Annotated in this window: 15 protein-coding genes; 9 read left to right on the forward strand and 6 right to left on the reverse strand. The window is 42.1% G+C overall.

The features are described from left to right. Positions 1-1,431: DUF7507 domain-containing protein (locus tag D0X99_RS20710; RefSeq protein ID WP_119475599.1), on the reverse strand; the 1,431-nt coding region annotated here is incomplete at its 3' end. A 488-nt stretch (positions 1,432-1,919) separates the two neighbouring features. Between D0X99_RS20710 and D0X99_RS00010 the strand changes: the two genes are divergently transcribed. After that, positions 1,920-3,353, forward strand: a complete 1,434-nt coding sequence (locus D0X99_RS00010) for an aldehyde dehydrogenase family protein (RefSeq protein ID WP_119475600.1) — start codon at positions 1,920-1,922, stop codon at positions 3,351-3,353. A gap of 3 nt (positions 3,354-3,356) precedes the next feature. Further along, the gene (locus tag D0X99_RS00015; protein ID WP_119475601.1) at positions 3,357-4,211 is read left to right on the forward strand and encodes an alpha/beta hydrolase; all 855 of its coding nucleotides are present in this window, start codon (positions 3,357-3,359) and stop codon (positions 4,209-4,211) included. Between the two features lie 38 nt (positions 4,212-4,249). Here D0X99_RS00015 and D0X99_RS00020 read toward each other — a convergent pair whose 3' ends face one another. After that, positions 4,250-4,483, reverse strand: a complete 234-nt coding sequence (locus tag D0X99_RS00020; RefSeq protein ID WP_119475602.1) for a hypothetical protein — start codon at positions 4,481-4,483, stop codon at positions 4,250-4,252. Continuing rightward, a complete protein-coding gene (locus tag D0X99_RS00025; protein ID WP_119475603.1) occupies positions 4,458-5,060 on the reverse strand; it encodes an RNA polymerase sigma factor in 603 nt (200 codons plus the stop codon). Before D0X99_RS00025 ends, D0X99_RS00020 begins: the two co-directional genes overlap by 26 nt. A gap of 347 nt (positions 5,061-5,407) precedes the next feature. Here D0X99_RS00025 and D0X99_RS00030 point away from each other — a divergent pair, with 347 nt between their 5' ends. Further along, a complete protein-coding gene (locus D0X99_RS00030) occupies positions 5,408-5,752 on the forward strand; it encodes a DUF3127 domain-containing protein (RefSeq protein ID WP_119475604.1) in 345 nt (114 codons plus the stop codon). Positions 5,753-5,789: 37 nt separating this feature from the next. Then, positions 5,790-6,242 (forward strand): hypothetical protein, encoded by a 453-nt coding sequence (locus tag D0X99_RS00035; RefSeq protein WP_119475605.1) that lies wholly within the window; start codon positions 5,790-5,792, stop codon positions 6,240-6,242. Between the two features lie 27 nt (positions 6,243-6,269). Here the strand turns inward: D0X99_RS00035 and D0X99_RS00040 are convergent, their stop codons facing one another. The 3 genes from D0X99_RS00040 to D0X99_RS00050 all read right to left on the reverse strand — a co-directional run bounded on the left by D0X99_RS00040 (position 6,270) and on the right by D0X99_RS00050 (position 9,179). Beyond that, positions 6,270-7,841 (reverse strand): Rne/Rng family ribonuclease, encoded by a 1,572-nt coding sequence (locus D0X99_RS00040; RefSeq protein ID WP_119475606.1) that lies wholly within the window; start codon positions 7,839-7,841, stop codon positions 6,270-6,272. Positions 7,842-8,024: 183 nt separating this feature from the next. Next, entirely contained in the window at positions 8,025-8,852 is an 828-nt protein-coding gene (locus D0X99_RS00045; protein WP_119475607.1) for a tetratricopeptide repeat protein, read from the reverse strand. Positions 8,853-8,870: 18 nt separating this feature from the next. Beyond that, entirely contained in the window at positions 8,871-9,179 is a 309-nt protein-coding gene (locus D0X99_RS00050; RefSeq protein ID WP_119475608.1) for an HU family DNA-binding protein, read from the reverse strand. Positions 9,180-9,324: 145 nt separating this feature from the next. On the opposite strand from D0X99_RS00050, the gene mutY reads away from it, so the two are divergent. The 5 genes from mutY to D0X99_RS00075 all read left to right on the forward strand — a co-directional run bounded on the left by mutY (position 9,325) and on the right by D0X99_RS00075 (position 18,676). Then, positions 9,325-10,380, forward strand: coding sequence for an A/G-specific adenine glycosylase (mutY, locus tag D0X99_RS00055; protein ID WP_119475609.1), 1,056 nt, complete (start codon positions 9,325-9,327; stop codon positions 10,378-10,380). A 44-nt stretch (positions 10,381-10,424) separates the two neighbouring features. Beyond that, complete coding sequence (locus tag D0X99_RS00060) at positions 10,425-10,895, forward strand: single-stranded DNA-binding protein (RefSeq protein ID WP_119475610.1); 471 nt, start codon at positions 10,425-10,427, stop codon at positions 10,893-10,895. 73 nt (positions 10,896-10,968) lie between these two features. Continuing rightward, a complete protein-coding gene (gene gldE / locus D0X99_RS00065) occupies positions 10,969-12,318 on the forward strand; it encodes a gliding motility-associated protein GldE (RefSeq protein WP_119475611.1) in 1,350 nt (449 codons plus the stop codon). Between the two features lie 393 nt (positions 12,319-12,711). Then, on the forward strand, positions 12,712-17,202 hold the full coding sequence (gene gltB / locus D0X99_RS00070; RefSeq protein ID WP_119475612.1) for a glutamate synthase large subunit: 4,491 nt from the start codon (positions 12,712-12,714) through the stop codon (positions 17,200-17,202). Position 17,203: 1 nt separating this feature from the next. Continuing rightward, the gene (locus tag D0X99_RS00075) at positions 17,204-18,676 is read left to right on the forward strand and encodes a glutamate synthase subunit beta (RefSeq protein ID WP_119475613.1); all 1,473 of its coding nucleotides are present in this window, start codon (positions 17,204-17,206) and stop codon (positions 18,674-18,676) included. Positions 18,677-18,686: the final 10 nt, after the last annotated feature.

Genomic DNA, 18,686 nt, shown 5'->3' on the forward strand with positions numbered 1-18,686 from the left:
TGTCGCAGTCACACTTGCTCCCGGAGCCAAAGGCCCGTTAACCGGAGCAATTCCCGCAATCTTGTCGTCACTCACACTGAACGGTCCGGCCAACGTCACGTTTCCGCTGTTAGTGATCACGTAGTCGTACGTAATGATATCCCCTACCGCATCGTATGGACTGCCTGATTTGATCTGCTTGTCCAAAGTCAACGCCGGTGTCTGGGTCAGGCTCTGAATGTCGTCATCTATAGCAGAAACAGTTGTTCCCAAAGCCGTGCCGGACACTGTCGCAGTATTTGTAAAAGTCCCAGCATCAATATCTGCTTGGGTTAAAACATAAGTAGCTGTAAAAGTAGAATTATCGACCACCCCAGGGGCTAAGCTTGCTATCGGTCCTCCCGAAACACTAACTTTTGGATCTATTAAAGAAATGCCAGAAATACTAACAGTACCAGTGTTTTCAATTGTAAAAACATAGGTGATTTTATCGCCAGAATTTTGAATTCCATCATTATTGAAATCGGAATATGTTCCATTCTTCTCCAATGAAATTGAACAAGTATTAACAATCACCGTCTTTGTAATTGTTTTTGGACTTGAAACAGGATCATCCACAGTCAGAGTTACTTCATATGAACCCGCTGCTGCATAAGTATGAGTTGGGTTTTGAAGATTAGAAGTCGAACCGTCACCAAAATTCCAGCTCCAAGTGTAGCTTCCAACTTCTCCTCCAGTTGATTTGTCAGTAAAACTAACATCAAAGTTTTCGCAGGAAGTCGAATAATCAAAATTGGCTACTAAAGGGGTTTTAACAATAAATCCTGGACCTTTGAAATCGCACTGTGCATTTCCTGCAGTTGGTGGACAGGATTTATCATCAGAGTCAGCCTTACCTGTCTTCCAGGTCTGGTATATGTTTTTTATTTCTATTTTATCTCCATAATTCCAGGTAAAGTCACTCACCCTTAATTGGTCACCATTTTCTATGTTGATGGTATTCCCTAATTGATCTTCATAAACAATACATTTCGCTTGAGTTCCCCCTTGCAATACATCATTTATGTAAAGATCATATTGCACATGGAGGTTATAGCCGTTACCGCTAACATCAAATGTGGCCCAAATTTCCCCTTCAATTGGTGTTCCCAATGGCGTACCATCCAAGTCTCCAGGTAAAATAACCCCACCACCCTTATATCTGAACTCAACCGCGACAACCTGAAGGTTATTTTGCGGACAGGCTGGTGGGTTAGCCGGATCTATGAGAAATGGAGTGGTTGGGGAAATTATAGTTGAATTTTGTGCACGAACGGCCCCCTGCACAAAAAAGAAAATCAGGAAAAGCCAGAGCATTACCTGTCTGACAAATCCTGTATCTCTCATTAACCCCTTGAAAAATCCACTTTTAGGTGGCCGGGGGTTGGTCTGACAATTGGATAAGTTGTCCATATCGTTGAGAATTTTAATTTTCGAGCTAGTAAATGTTTTGCAATAGCTTACTTTTTGATCTTTCTAAACCGCATTTTCGATTTTACTTAGGCTTTTACTCTGCCTATTCGAATTACAGCCACCTTTTTTTCAGTCTGTTTACTCTAAAAATGAACTCCAATCTAATATTACCCGCCTAACCTATTCAGTTTACAGATACATTTCAGTTGTAAAAATACATTTTTTTGTTTTTCATAAACAAAGGATTTACAAAAAAATTTATTTGTAATGCAATTTTTTTAATACGAAATGAATAAAATTTGATTCAAAAGCAATTTTTGTTTAGGTTTTTAGAGTTTTTATTAAACAAAATCGATTACTTTTTTAATGATTGACCTTTGTCAAATAAAGTTCATCGAACACTGTTCTTTCTTTTGGTGCTTCTTAACTTGTTGCTGTGAGAGCCTGACTTCTTTAAGCCAGATTTAAAAAGCCCTATCTGATTTACCATGCCCCATTTCCCAATAAATTCCAACTCTTCACTTATTACAAATGCATTTGAATCCCAACTGAAGACTTCTTTACATTGGAGAAAATCTACTGCTGAAGAACGAATAGCTCGTTTGAAAAAAATCGGAGCATGGATCAAAGACCATCAGAAGGAAATCAGAAAAGCGCTTTGGCAGGATTTTAAAAAACCGGAAGCAGAGGTTGATCTTAGTGAAATTTTCCCGGTGACTTCAGAAATCAACCATGCCGTAAAAAATCTCCAATCATGGATGAAGGCAAAATCAGTCTCCACTCCGCTTCCTATGATCGGTACCACCGGAAAAATCCACTATGAACCAAAAGGAAGAGTTTTAATCCTGGCCCCTTGGAATTTCCCATTTAATCTGACAGTGGGGCCATTGATATCTGCAATTGCTGCTGGTTGTACCGCGATAATCAAACCATCAGAAATGTCCTTACACACTTCAGCGTTGATATCCGATATGATCAAAGAGCTGTTTGATCCTTCAGAGGTAGCTGTTTTCTTGGGAGATGTGGAAGTTGCCAGTAATCTGCTTGAGTTGCCTTTTGACCATATATTTTTCACTGGTAGCCCTGCAGTTGGAAAAATTGTAATGAAGGCGGCTTCCGCACACCTCACATCTGTAACGTTAGAGCTTGGCGGAAAGTCACCTGTGATTGTAGATCACAGCGCCGATTTGGATGATGCAGCAGCAAAAATCATCTGGTCCAAATTTGTAAACTGCGGACAAACTTGCATCGCTCCTGACTATCTGTTGGTCCCTGAAGATAAGTTGGAAGAATTCCTCATGAGAGCCAAAGTCTATTTGCAAAAGTTCTATGATCCTGCATTTAAGGGTATTGAAAAAAGCCCTGATTATGCCAGAATAATCAACTCCAAGCACCACAAGCGACTAAATAGCTATCTCACCGAGGCGTTGGAAAAAGGAGCGAAATTGGAGTTTGGTGGAAATACGAATGAATCCACTTGTTATTTGGAGCCAACCTTGATCTCAAACATCTCAGAAGACATGACCATTTTTCAGGAAGAGATTTTTGGCCCAATTCTTCCGATTTTGACTTACAGGAATTTAAACGAAGCCATTGAATTAGTTAATTCCAAGCCAAAACCTTTGGCACTTTACTTTTTTGGAAACAACTCTACACATTCCAAGAAAGTGCTAACTGAAACAAGCTCCGGAAACATGGTAGTCAATGACTGTGTCCTTCACTTTCTTCACAATGACCTTCCATTTGGCGGTGTGAATAACAGTGGAATCGGAAAAGCTCATGGATACTATGGATTCCTGGCCTTCAGTAATGAAAAAGGGATCCTTAAGCAACGGGTTGGATACAACAACGTTACTTTACTCAGACCGCCATACGGTATGAAAACAAAGCAAATAATTGCATCGTTAATAAAATGGTTTTAAGCTATGAAGCAGAATATTTTTAAATCCTTCACTTTTAGTACGTTCTTTTTACTCCTTTTAGCTTCTTCCTGTTCCTCAGATAATGAACCGGATTTTCTTGCGGCAAGGGAACTCCAGAATGAATCCTATGGAAATGATCCAAAACAAAAAATGGATGTTTATTTGCCAGCCGGAAGATCTCCATCCGAAACGCCACTCCTTATATATATACACGGAGGAGCGTGGATAGACGGGGACAAGAGTGAGTTTTTACAGGTAAAACCGCTTTTGGAAAAGGAATTTCCGGGATACGCTTTTATTTCCTTGAATTACCGCCTTTACGATTTTGCAACTGGAAGAAATGGGATTTTGGACCAAGAGCAGGACATTATTTTGGCATTCAATTCCATCGAAAATCAATTGGCTGACTGGAATATTTCTGATAATATCGTACTCGCAGGTGCCAGTGCAGGTGGCCACTTGGCCCTTCTTCATGCATTAAAAAACAACAATTCTGACCTAAAAGGGGTCATCGCTTTTTTCCCTCCAACAGATCTAACAGAACTCTATAAGTTCAATAATCTGACAGCTTTAGGTTTAGGAGCGGTTTTGGGTGGCACCCCAAGCACTGCAGCGTTGAACTACCAGATAACCAGTCCGGTAAATTTCGTGGACCCTATGGATGTTCCAACCATTTTTTTCCACGGAGATGTCGACACGGTAGTTCCCATCAGCCAAAGTGAGCTTTTGAAAGCTGCATTCCAAAATAAAGGTGTTAGGCATCAATTTACTAAAGTGCCCGGCCAGGGTCATGGATTCACCATGACAACCAATGAGGAATTGATCAGACAAGCTAAAGAGTTTATAGGGGAGTTTTAAAGAAAAACCCCGACAATTGCCGGGGTTACCATTTCATTTCAGACTTTTTGAAGTCCCTTAGAATGAGCCATTGATTTGATGGCTTTTACTACTTTTTCCGAAGGTTGCAGGCGAACCTGGTCCAATTGCTCTATCGTGCTCAGCATCTCCACATAATCTTGCATCAAGGCATCGTCGCTTTGCAAGGCTTGCATCAAGAGTTCTTGTTCTACCTCCGGCATTTCCTGATAGATGTATCTTACCAGGTCATTTGGGGTAAATGGTTTTATCATAGGCAATATTTAATTGTTTCATCTTTTTCCTGAGGTGGATCAGCGCATAGCGCATTCTTCCCAAGGCAGTATTGATACTGACACCAGTCTGATCGGCTATTTCCTGAAAGCTCATCTCCAAGTAATGGCGCATGACCAATACTTCTTTTTGAGCCTCCGGAAGTTCCTCAATAAGTTTTTTGACCATTTCCAGTGTCTCTTCTTTCACTTTGTGATCCTCCACAGAGGTTTCTGCAAACTGAAGGGAATTGAACACATTCGATCCATCTTCCATCAAAATGGTTGGATAACGTTTCGCTTTCCGAAAATGATCAATTGCCAGATTGTGGGCAATCCGCATCAACCAAGGCTGAAACTTCCCTTCTTCGCTGTATTTATCAGAGTGAATCGTCTGCACAACTTTGACAAATACATCCTGAAGCAAATCTTCAGCAACATCCTGATCCTTAACGATCAGGAAAATTGTGGTGTAAACTTTACTTTGATACCGATCTACTAATACATCAAATGCAGCTTGGCTGCCATTTCGATACTGAGCTATCAACTCGCTGTCCTGAGGACCTATTTGCTTACTCATTTTAAGTTGGTTTATGAACAACGTAGAAGTTTAAGCCATAGTATCAGGTTAGAGTGAAAGAATTGTAAAAGTTGGGTAGCGGTTCAAAGATTACTCTAGGATTCCAATCTAACGCGTTTTTTTTTGATTTGTCAAGTAGCAATCCAAATTCAAAAGGAACTTTGGAAAAAATCACCAAATCAAATTTTAATTGCTGCGATTAATAACCCAGGCAAATTGAACTGCCAATGTTTATGCCAAAAAATGTTAAAATACAACCATTGGTTAATTGTTTTAAGACCAGAAATACCCCAAAAAATTCGACTCAATCATTACCTTCGTAATCTGATCAAGTAATTAGCATAGCAATGGATTTAAGTGGAAAAATAATCACCCAACTACCTGAAGTAGGAGGAAGTTCGAAAAGTGGAAATGCCTGGAGAAAACAGGAATATATTTTAGAGACTGGAGGCCAATATCCAAAAAAGGTTTGCTTATCCGTCTGGGGTGATAAAATTGAACAATTTGGGCTGAAAGTCGGGGAGCAAGTAACCTTGGGTATCGATGTGGAAAGCCGTGAATACAACGGAAGGTGGTATACTGAGGTGAAAGTCTATAAAGTAGACCGAACTCACGGTGGAATTGGACCTTCCGAAGGGCCGGAGGTCGATACTTTTTACTCTGAAAGCGAAGAAGACAAGCTTCCTTTTTAAAATAATTAGTACAATGTTTTTTTAACTTAACTTTTCGATGTGGGAAGATTTTGATGAAAATGAGGAGGATGATGAAAGTGAATTTGATCCGAAAGCAAATCGGGATCAAATTTACTCCCATCCTTTAATGAAGAAATCGAATGAAATCGTATCGCTTACGCATGCGCTTGTAGGTAGTCTTGATGAAGCGCGAAAAGAACTATACGGGGGCATGATGATGGAGGATGCAATGGTAATCAGCGCCAAATTTGCAGGGGCTGAAGGAGTAAACGACTTCATCCTCAAGATGGAAAATGCTACGATTATGAAAGTTCACGCCCGCCATCTAAACTCAATGACTTACCAACTTGCCATTGAGGAAACTCATGCAGAAGATCATTTGAATTTGCTAAGAGAAGCAATATCAGAATTCCGAACACTATTTGTAGAATGGGTTCGGGGTTTTGATTCCTCAGAGAGGATAGATGATGGTTGGGGTCTATTCGTTTAAAAATTAGCTAAAAAAAAAAAGCGAGACTTATTCAGTCTCGCTTTTTACTTGTAGTTCGATTTCTTCACCAGATTCATCGAGGAATCTGTATTCCGTCACAGGTAGAGAAGAATCTCTGATCAGTTTTATCCATTTGTAATACTTGAAAAACCACTTAACCCGCTGGCTAATCAGGCCTTGGGTAAAGTATGCATGCAGGTAGGGATGCAGCCCAATTTGAATTTTTGCCACGTTTTGGATAGTGGCAAGATGCTCCAGATCATGCTCAAGCTTATCGGCGATCAGGATTGAGGCCTGTATCTTGCCGGTGCCGTTGCAGGCAGGGCAAGTCTCTTTGGTCACAATGTTGACCTCAGGACGTACTCGCTGCCGGGTGATTTGCATGAGACCAAATTTGCTTAGCGGCAAAACGGTATGCTTGGATCGGTCTGTTTTCATCTCCGACATCATCGCATCGTAAATGACCTTTTTGTTTTCGGCCCTTTTCATGTCGATAAAATCGACAACGATGATTCCTCCCATGTCTCGGAGGCGGAGTTGTCTGGCAATTTCTTTAACTGCAACCAGGTTCGTCTTAAGTGCTGTAGACTCTTGGTCACTTTCTTGGTTGGATTTATTGCCACTGTTAACGTCAATGACGTGCAGAGCCTCAGTGTGTTCAATGATGACATAGCCGCCTTGAGGCAAGCTCACTGTTTGTCCAAACAAGCTTTTGATTTGCTTTTCGATTCCAAAACTTTCAAAGAGCTTGACTTTACCGTTGTAAAGTCTGACAATTTTTTCTTTTTCAGGGGCTATTGACCTGATGTAGGATCTGATCTGATCGTAGGTGGACTCTTCTTCTACGGTGATTGCGTCGAATGATTCGTTGAGCAGGTCCCTGATAAGTGAGGAAGCCATACTCATCTCTCCGATGATTTTGTCCCGGCTCTTGGCTTTCAGCAATTTCTTCATTCCTTCTTCCCAGGTATCGAGAAGATTTCGAAGGTCTTTATCAAGTTCCGTCACGGACTGCCCTTCAGCCACTGTTCGGATGATTACTCCGAAATTGGCAGGTTTGATTGAATTGATGAGTCTGAGAAGCCTTTTGCGTTCATCGTTGCTTCGAATTTTCTTGGATACATTGACTGTATCTGAAAAAGGCACAAGCACGAGGAACCGCCCGGGCAGAGAGAGCTCGCAGGAAAGTCGGGGGCCTTTGGTTGAAATTGGCTCTTTGACGACCTGAACCAACACCTGATTGGTCTTGGCTAAGACTTTTTCGATTTTACCGATTTTGTCTATTTCAGGCTCGTTTTCGAAGCCTTTCAGCAGATAGCTATTGTAGTTGTTGTTCCTCACCATTTTGGTGAATTTGAACAAGCTGTTGACATTTGGGCCGAGGTCCTGGTAATGAAGAAAGGCGTCTTTCTCATAACCTACGTCAATGAACGCAGCATTGAGTCCATTGACGATCTTTCGGACCGTACCCAGATAAATGTCACCTACTTTAAACTGATTGTCCATTCCTTCGGAATGAAGCTCTACCAGTTGCTTATCATGCAGCAGGGCAATCCGACTTCCGTTCTGAGCAGAATCGATTAACAATTCCGTACTCAAAATTTTGTCTTAATAATATGTAAATGAACGTGTTGTTATAAAATGGCAAAAGAAGAAGTGGATTACTTCTTCTTATGTCTGTTTTTTCTAAGTCTCTTCTTACGCTTGTGCGTAGCGATCTTATGTCTTTTTCTTTTCTTACCGCAAGGCATAGTTTTTAAATTTTAAGGTGTGTAACAATAATTATAGCTTGTCGAGGTAGGTCTGAACACTTTCCAGAATCATGGGATCCTGAGTCATTTTCTTAACAGCCTCAAACTGTGCTTTCGCTTTATTTTTCTCATTGGACTCGAAATAGCTTACCGCCAAGTAAAACTGCCCTTGAAGATTATCCGGATGATACTTGATCAACTCTTCAAATCGCTCAGCGGCGCGCTCGTACTGTCCGGATTGCATGGAGAGGACTCCCATGTTAAACAGTCCATCCTCGTTTTGGGGATCCTCTTCGAGAATTTCTCTCATCATGGTAATTCCCTGCATTGGATTGGCCGAAGATACATAAGTCATCGCCACTTTGGTTTTCAAATCCAATCGGCTTGGATTTTTTTCCAAGACTTGATTGAGGTATGATCTTGTTTTTTCGGCAAGATCCTCCACTTTGTTTTTATCTAAGGCAAAGGAAAACGCCTCGTAATAGGCTTTTCCGGCCTCCTCTACTAGTTGCATGTCCTGTGGATTGACCTCCACAGCTTTTTCCCAGTAGAAAGCTGCACTGTCAAACATCCCTTCTGTCTGATAAATTCCGGCTAATTCTTTTGCGGCTGAAATCTTCACGGTGTTATCCGAGTCTTGATCCAACTTCAATTTAAGTGCATCAGCCAGTGATCTTTTTTCAGAAGAAAGCTCATTCTCATGCATTTCGGTTACTCCTTCAGGGGTATTTTCAGGGGCATTTGGGTCTTCAACCGAGGTTGTACCCGCTTCATTGTCCACTACTACCTTTGGTAAGGCATAGAGTCCAACAATTGCACTGATACCGATAACGATGAGAATGAGCTGGGATTTTTTCATGTCAAAGTCACCTCAGACTTAGTCCTGAGGAGCCAGTTGCTTGATTTTTTTGCTGTTTTTAATTTTTTCTACAAAGACTTTGGAAGGCTTAAAAGCCGGAATGTAGTGCTCATCGATCACGATCGCGGTATTCTTGGAGATATTACGGGCGATTTTCTTAGCTCTTTTCTTGTTGATAAAGCTACCAAATCCTCTTACGTAGATGTTTTCTCCTTCAGACATAGAATCCTTCACTACTTTGAAGAACGCCTCAATGGCTTGTGTAACATCATCCTTTTGGATTCCTGTTTTGTCTGAAATCTTGGTGATTACTTCTGCTTTTGTCACAGTGATTTTATTTTAGAAATTACGAAATAAGCTTAACAACCTATTAACCAAGTGTTTTTGGGACTGCAAATGTACGATATGCAATGCAATTAAAAAACATATTCAAAAAAATTACCTTGGTTTGTATCAGGAAAAATTTCACCCCATGAGCCGTAAATCTTCTGAAAATCAGGCGTTTTCTTTAAAAATAATTTCCTGGTACAAAGCCAATCCCAGAGAACTTCCCTGGAGAGGAACTACCGATCCTTATAAAATCTGGCTCTCAGAAATTATCCTTCAACAAACTCGGGTTGCCCAAGGATTACCTTATTATTACGCTTTTTCAGAAACTTACCCAACTGTAAAAGACTTGGCACTCGCACCTGAATCGGAAGTTCTTCGACTTTGGCAAGGTTTGGGTTATTACAGCAGAGCCAGAAACCTCCACTCTTGCGCAAAGTTTATCTGGTATGAACTAGGAGGCATCTTCCCCAATACTTATTCAGAATTGCTCAAACTTAAAGGGGTGGGCAGCTACACGGCAGCTGCAATTTCCAGTTTTGCATTCGGAGAGGTGAAAGCGGTGGTGGATGGGAATGTGTTTCGGGTATTGGCAAGATACTTCGGAATAGATACTGACATTGCCTCGGGAAAAGCAAAAATAGAATTCGAAACTTTAGCCAATAAATTGATTCCTAATGAAAACCCGGGAGAATACAATCAGGCAATCATGGACTTTGGGGCCAGGCTATGTGTTCCCAAAAATCCGGATTGTCCCAAATGTCCTCTGAAGGAAACCTGTTTTGCCTATCAAAAAAACTTGGTCAAAGACCTTCCTGTTAAAATCAATAAAACAAAGGTAAAGGAACGAAACCTCCATTATTATGTAATTCGGTGTGGAGAAAATTGGGTTTGGAAGAAACGTAAATCCGGAGACATTTGGGAAGGCCTTCATGATTTTCCCCATTCGGAAGGTGAACCAGCACCATACCTTGGGATTTCAGAAGAAAAACCAAGGTTGATTCCGAAAAAATACCGACACATTTTGTCTCATCAGCGATTAAACGCAAGTTTTTCAGAACTTGAAATTCCTCTCGAAAAGCATCAAGAACTTTCTAAATGGTGTGAAAATGAAGGATATCTGCTGGTCGCCGAAAATGAAATCGAATACCTTGCAAAACCTAAATTGATCGTGAACTTTTTGACCGATCAAGGGATTTGAGTAATTTCAATTTTATTCATTTTTCCACCTAAACAAATCAAATTATGGCAGGAGTAAACAAAGTAATTTTAGTGGGTAATCTTGGAGCAGATCCTGAGGTCAAATACCTGGAAGGTGATAAGGTTGTAGCGAAAATCAGGTTAGCCACAACAGAATCCTATAAGGACCGATCTGGAAATAGAGTTGATCAAACCGAATGGCATGATCTAGAAATGTGGGATCAACAAGCGAAGATTGCTGAACAATACCTGAAAAAAGGGTCTCAAATCTATGTAGAGGGAAAAATCAAAACAGATACTTGGCAGGACGACCAGGGCCAAAATAGGTACCGGACCAAAATCAGAGTAATCAGTTTTACCATGCTTGGCGGAAAACCTGAAGGAATGGGAATGGGCGGCGGACAAAGTCAGGCAAGCACATCGGCAGCCGCTAAACCATCAAATGCAGCCGTTACCACCTCCAACTCCGGTCCTGATCTGATTTTGGACAATTCAGACGATGATCTGCCCTTTTAACTGATGCTTAATTCCCCTGAAGTTGATTATCAGGGGAATTCTTTAATTTTGCCTAAATCATCTACACTCCTACATGGACGACCCCTACCCGAGTTACTACCTGATTGCGCAGATTATCGAGCCCTCATTTAGTTATTTCCTAATCAATGGTTTGATTCTAATCTTACTGCTGATAGGGTCAGCTTTGGCTTCCGGTTCGGAAGTTGCATTTTTTTCTCTCAGTAACGAAGAAATCGCCTCTATCCAGGAATCAGATCCTGAAAGAGGTCGGATCGTTTCCAAACTTCTCTCCAATCCCAAGCAACTGTTAAGTACCATATTGATCCTGAACAATCTAATCAATATTGGCATAGTTACTCTAACCACATTCGTCTCTTGGACAGTTTTTGGACTGAATGCTACTGGGATAATAATCCTTCTGGTTCAGACTGTTGGAGTTACTTTTGCCATTGTGTTTTTTGGAGAAATTGTACCAAAAGTCTATGCCAACCAAGCAAAAATTCCGTTTGCGACAGCGCTGGCTCCCTCAATCAGTTTTTTCTATTCTTTTTTAAAGCCAATCTCTTGGTTGTTGATGGGATTTAGCAACCTAATCGAAAAACGGGTGGTACAAAAGGGCTATGATTTATCTGTGGACGAACTAAATCAGGCCCTTGAGCTAACTACGGAAGATACCCCCGAAGAGGAAAAAGAAATTCTCAGGGGTATTGTGAATTTTGGTACCCTTTCAGTAAAACAAGTGATGCGAAGCAGACTGGATATCACTGCCATAGATGTGGAAATGGATTTTCATGAGTTGATGGACAAAATCAATAAAAGCGGTTATTCCAGGATTCCAGTTTATGAAGAAACTATAGACAATATTTTGGGGGTATTGTATATAAAAGACCTCCTTCCCTTCATTGAAAAGAATGAAGATTTTGCTTGGAAGGAACTGATCAGGAAAAGTTTTTTTGTTCCTGAAACAAAAAAGGTTGATTCACTTCTAAAAGATTTCCAACGAATGCGGGTGCATATGGCGATCGTGGTGGACGAATATGGTGGAACCTCCGGCTTGGTGACTTTTGAAGATTTGATCGAGGAAATTATCGGAGAAATCAATGACGAATTTGATGACACCGATGACATTTTCTTTCAAGAGCTGGATAGTGACACCTTTATTTTCGAAGGAAAGGTTTCGTTGAATGATTTTTGTAAAAAGCTCGAATTGGACCCTCAACTATTTGAGGATGTCAAAGGAGAAAGTGAGTCTTTAGGAGGGCTTTTGCTTGAATTGAATTCCAAACTTCCCAAAAACGGGACAAAAATTAAATATCAGGATTTTGAGTTTACTGTATTGGCTGTGGATACTCGAAAAATCAAAAAAGTGAAAGTCCATCAGATTTCTGGAGAAAAGGACAGTTCTACTCCGTTTACTGACTGAAATTAAGATTTATTAAATTCTGTTTAATTTAATTTTTTCAGAATTTTATTCTGATTTTGTGGTTGACATCTTCAAAGTACTCGACCGATGAAAAAATTCTGAAATAAAAAACTTGGAAAATTTTTTACTTTTTTTCTAAATAACCGATTTGGTTAATTTTTACAGATTTTTTTACCAAACCACCACTTATTTGACCCTAATACTCTTTATTGGACTGCCAATCGGCTAAATATTCAATTTTTTATAACCAAAAATTATAATTACAAAAAAATTAATAAAGCCTCATTTTATAATTAATCCTTCACTATTAGGCCGTATTTATTGCCTTAATTTTAACAAAAGAATTTTTTTTTGTAGTTTTTGGAAATTTTGAACCTATTAAATCAATTTAGAATGCAACAAGGTTTGTATCGATCGGAGTTTGAGCATGACTCCTGCGGTATAGGTGCGGTAGTCGACCTGAGTAATATCCCAACTCATGAGACTATAAGCGATGCCTTATACATGCTTAGTAATATGGAGCACCGTGGTGGACGTGGATCCGACCCTAAGACTGGAGACGGTGCCGGTATTTCTATTCAAGTTCCACATCAATTTCTAAAAGACGTCACAGCACGTACCGAAATCAATCTGCCAGAACCGGGGTATTACGGTGTGGGCATGACTTTCTTCCCGAAGAATAAACAGCTCTATCAGCGTTCCAAGGAAATGCTCAATCAGTTGATTGAGGAAATGGACTTCAACCTTATCGGATATCGCGAGGTACCGGTGGATGAGACTATTCCCGGTTCAGGTGCCTTGGAGGTAATGCCAAACATCGAACAACTCTTTGTTAGCCATAAAAAAGGACTAACTGGAATTGAACTTGAGCGAAAACTCTATGTCCTTAGAAACTATGCCTCCTCTGAGATCAATACCAAGATACCGGGGGTCAATCATTCTTTCTATTTTGCGAGTCTGAGTAGCCTCACTCTAATCTACAAAGGACAGTTGCGGACAGACCAGGTTTTGGCATTTTTTAAAGATCTCCAAAACCCAAGAATTGAGTCTGCTTTTGCGATCGTACACTCAAGATTCTCTACCAATACGTTTCCTAACTGGAGACTAGCCCAGCCCTTCAGATTTCTCTCCCATAACGGCGAAATCAACACTATTAGAGGCAACTTGAACAAAATGAAGTCCAAGGAAGCCTTGATGAAGTCCAAATTCTTCACTGATGAGGAGCTTGCCAAGTTGATGCCTATCACCAACAAACTCAACTCCGACTCTGCCAACCTGGATGCCATGGTGGAATTATTGACGCTAAGCGGAAGATCTCTTCCCCACGCGATGATGATGCTGGTGCCAGAAGCTTGGCAGGACAACGAAGTGATGGACCGGGACCGAAAGGCGTTTTATAAATTCCATGCGTCTCTCGTGGAGCCCTGGGATGGTCCTGCAGCATTGCTGTTCACCGATGGAAAATCGGTGGGTGCTACCCTCGATAGAAATGGTCTTCGTCCACTTCGTTACTTCATTACCAGAGACAATCGCTTGGTACTGTCTTCTGAAGCTGGAGCTTTGCCGATTCGTGAAGCGACCATCACGGAGAAAGGCCGAATAAGTCCCGGGAGGATGCTTTGGGCAGATCTTGAGAAAGGACGAGTTTTATTTGATGAAGAAGTAAAGGGCGAAATCTGTCGTCGTCAACCCTACGAAAAGTGGGTGAACGAGCAGCGTACCAAACTCAGATTTGTGCCTGATCCGGAGGAATTGACCCATCCGTATTCGACAGAGAATATTAAAAAGTGCCAGACTGTCTTTGGCTATACTTCAGAAGAACTTAAGGTAATCCTTGCTCCAATGGGCGATACAGGCTACGAGGCCGTAGGCTCCATGGGTGCAGATACTCCCTTGGCGGTATTGTCCAAGCAAAGTCAGCACATCGCGAATTACTTTAAGCAACTTTTTGCACAGGTAAGTAACCCACCGATTGATCCGATCAGGGAGCGATTAGTGATGTCCCTTTTCACTCGTATCGGTGAAGGACACAATATTTTGGAAGAAAGTCCACAGCATACCAAGCAGATCCACATTTCCCAGCCAGTCCTCCTTAACGAAGACTTGGAAAAAATAACCCGTATGGGACATTTGGGCTACAGGACAAAAAGACTTTTCGGTCATTTTGTTGCCGACCACAAGCCTGGAAGACTGCTTGAGGCACTGGATAAACTCTGCCAGGAAGCAGAAGATGCAATACATGAAGGCAAAAACGTCCTTATTATTTCTGACCGAAACAGTACAGAGGAGCTAGCTCCAATTCCTTCTCTTCTTGCAATCGGGGCTGTTCATCAACATTTGGTAAAGAAAAAAATCAGAACCAGAGCAGGTCTTGTGTTGGAGTCTGCTGATATCCGAGAGGTCCATCATTTTGCGACAGCTATAGGATACGGTGTATCTGCTATCAATCCATATTTGGCACTTGAGTCTTTGGTTGAACTATTCGAAAAAGGCCAGTTGCATAAGGTCAAGGATCTAAAAACCCTTTTTGCAAACTATCAGGATGCCATCGGAAAAGGTCTCCTAAAGGTCCTTTCCAAAATGGGAATCTCCACATTACAATCGTATCAAGGGGCACAGATATTTGAAGCCTTGGGATTGGGACCGGAGGTCATCGACCGATGCTTTAAAGGCACGGTTTCCCGTATTAGCGGTGTATCATTTGACGAGCTCGCAGAAGAAGTTCTGGTACGGCATCATGCTGCCTATGAAACCCACAGTCCAACACTGGAGACTGGTGGTGTGTATCAGTGGAAAAGAAGAGGGGAAAAACACATGTTCAACCCTGAAACAATTCACCTGCTGCAGAAATCAACGCGGCTTGGGGATTATGAGCTCTACAAAAAATTTGCAGCAAAAATCAACGAACAGACCAAAGATGCCTTGACTTTAAGAGGCCTGTTTGAATTCAAGAAAAGAATCAGTGTTCCTCTCGATGAAGTTGAACCGGCTGAAAACATTATAAAACGTTTTGCTACCGGGGCGATGTCCTTTGGTTCAATTTCTCACGAAGCTCACACCACGCTGGCAATTGCAATGAACCGAATTGGTGCAAAAAGCAATTCGGGAGAAGGTGGAGAAGATGAAATTCGCTATGAGAAAAAACCAAACGGAGATTGGGAGCGATCTGCCATCAAGCAAGTGGCATCCGGCCGTTTTGGGGTGACTAGCCATTACCTCACCAATGCTGCTGAACTTCAAATCAAAATGGCCCAAGGAGCAAAACCCGGAGAAGGGGGCCAATTGCCGGGGCACAAAGTGGACGAGTGGATCGGACGGGTTAGGCATTCCACTCCAGGGGTTGGCTTGATTTCACCTCCTCCACACCACGATATTTATTCAATCGAAGATTTGGCTCAGCTGATTTTCGATTTGAAAAATGCCAATAGAAAAGCTAGAATCAACGTAAAGTTGGTATCCCAAGCAGGAGTCGGAACCGTAGCCGCCGGAGTGGCCAAAGCGATGGCTGATGTGATTTTGATTTCTGGAGCAGACGGAGGCACAGGAGCTTCACCATTAAGCTCCATCAGACACGCCGGACTTCCTTGGGAGCTTGGACTTTCTGAAGCACATCAAACTTTGGTAAAAAATAACCTTCGAAGCCGTGTGGTTTTACAAACCGATGGACAGTTGAGAACAGGCCGGGATCTGGCAATTGCAACCTTACTGGGTGCTGAAGAATGGGGCATTGCCACAGGAGCCTTGGTAGTTGAAGGCTGCATTATGATGCGTAAGTGTCACCTGAATACCTGTCCAGTTGGGATTGCTACGCAAGATCCGGAGTTGAGAAAACTCTTCACCGGGGATCCTGACCATGTAGTGAATTATTTCAATTTCTTGGTTCAGGACCTGAGAGAAATCATGGCTTCACTTGGATTCCGCACCGTGGATGAGATGGTCGGACAAAGCCAGGTACTTCAGTCAACCGGACACTTGAATCACTGGAAATGGGATAAAATCGACCTTTCCCCAATCTTCCATAAAGTGGAAGTCCCAGATCATGTCGGAATCCACAAGCAAATTGATCAGGAATTTGAACTGAAAAAAGTGCTGGACCGCCAACTGATCAAAGCTGCAACTCCAGCTTTGGAACAGGCTATTCCGGTCACGGGAAATTTCCAGATCAAGAATATTGACAGATCTGTCGGGGCAATGCTTTCCAACGAGATTTCAAAGATCTATGGAGGCCAAGGTTTGCCTGAAGACACCATACATTTCAAGTTTACTGGATCTGCCGGACAGACTTTCGGAGGATTCCTTGCCAAAGGAGTTAATTTCGAGCTGGAGGGTGAAGCCAACGATTACTTTGGAAAGGGACTTTCCGGAGGACGATTGATCATCTATCCAAGTAGAAATGCACGGTTTGCTCCTGAGGAAAACATCATTATCGGCAATGTGGCCTTCTATGGTGCCACCTCAGGCGAAGCCTACATCAACGGGAAAGGCGGAGAGCGATTCTGTGTAAGGAACTCCGGAGTAAAAACAGTCATCGAGGGAATAGGGGACCATGGCTGTGAATACATGACAGGTGGCTTAGTAGTCAACCTCGGGGAAATTGGCAGAAACTTCGCAGCCGGTATGAGCGGGGGAATTGCTTACATCCTAAAAGATTACATTACTGAAATCAACACTGAAATGGTGGACATCGACATTTTGGAAGATGAAGATTATACCACCATCAAATCGTACCTCAAACGACACGTAAAACTAACCAACAGTAGTTTGGGGCAACGGTTTCTGGATGATTGGGAAAAGGCCAAAGAGCAGTTTATCAAGGTGATTCCTCGAGACTACAAGGCAGTTTTGCAAAAAAGAGCACAAGAACAAGCTAAATCATTGGTGTAAGATGGGAGCGAAAGACGGATTTATCCAATTCAAAAGAGAAACCCCTGTAAGCCGGGATCCAAAAGAACGTATCGGTGACTACAGAGAAATATATGAGCCATTTTCCGGCGAAAAATTAAACCATCAGGCAGCCCGCTGTATGGACTGCGGTGTACCGTTTTGCCATAACGGATGTCCATTGGGAAACGTGATACCAGAATTCAACGATGCGGTATACAATCAGGAATGGGGACAGGCAATCAGCATTTTGCGCAGCACAAACAACTTCCCGGAATTTACCGGCAGAATCTGCCCAGCTCCCTGTGAAGCCAGCTGCGTGTTGGGAATCAACAAGGATCCGGTTGCAATCGAACTGATTGAGAAAAGCATCGCTGAAAAAGCCTACGAACTTGGTTTGATCAAAGCAAATCCTCCTGAAAAACGAACCGGAAAAAAAGTGGCAGTAATTGGTTCAGGTCCAGCAGGACTTGCAGCAGCGGATCAATTGAACCAGGCAGGTCATGAAGTGACTCTCTTTGAAAAAGACGCTAAAGTTGGAGGTTTACTCAGATATGGCATTCCGGATTTCAAGCTTGAAAAATGGGTAATTGACCGTAGAGTAGAACTTATGCTTCAGGAAGGAGTGACTTTTTCCACCAAAACTGAAATCGGAAAAACTATCCAAGCCGATGAAATCCTCAAAAGTTTTGATGCTGTAGTGCTTTCCACCGGAGCTGCTCAACCTAGAAGACTCAATATCAAGGGAGATAAATTCAAAGGCGTACACTTTGCCATGGAATTTCTAGGGAAACAGAATCAGGTAATCAGTGGCGAAATTGAAGAAAACCCGATTTCAGCAAAAGGAAAGCATGTGATTGTCATCGGAGGCGGTGATACAGGAAGTGACTGTATAGGAACATCCAACAGACATGGAGCAGCTTCCATCACCCAATTGGAGCTTTTGCCAAAACCACCTAAGCAACGGACAACTTTGAACCCATGGCCAGAGTGGCCAATGACCCTTAAAACATCCAGTTCTCATGAAGAAGGTGCCGAACGGATGTTTTCCATCCTGACCAAAGAATTTACGGGAAACGATGCTGACGAAGTGACCGGACTTACTTTGGTAGACATCGAATGGAAAGAAAAGGGAGGCAGGATGATATTCGAGGAAATTCCTGGAACTGAGAGAACCCTTCCCTGTGACCTGGCATTTATTGCGATTGGCTACATGGGGCCTGCACAAAATGGTCTGTTGCAAGCTTTCGGAGCGGAGACTATGGAAAACAGTCTTCCAAAATCAAAAAATTTCCAAAGTACAAATCCCAAAGTTTTCCTTGCCGGAGACATGCGCAGAGGCCAATCGCTTGTTGTTTGGGCAATTTCAGAAGGAAGGGAAGCGGCGGTAAAAGTGGATGAATACCTTATGGGTACATCTTCACTGCCTCAGAAAGATGAGTCTTTCTTCCAGGTAGAAGAGCAAATCGCGGGATAAAGTCAAGGCG

This window comes from Algoriphagus lacus, assembly GCF_003583985.1.
In the GTDB taxonomy this organism is placed as follows: domain Bacteria; phylum Bacteroidota; class Bacteroidia; order Cytophagales; family Cyclobacteriaceae; genus Algoriphagus; species Algoriphagus lacus.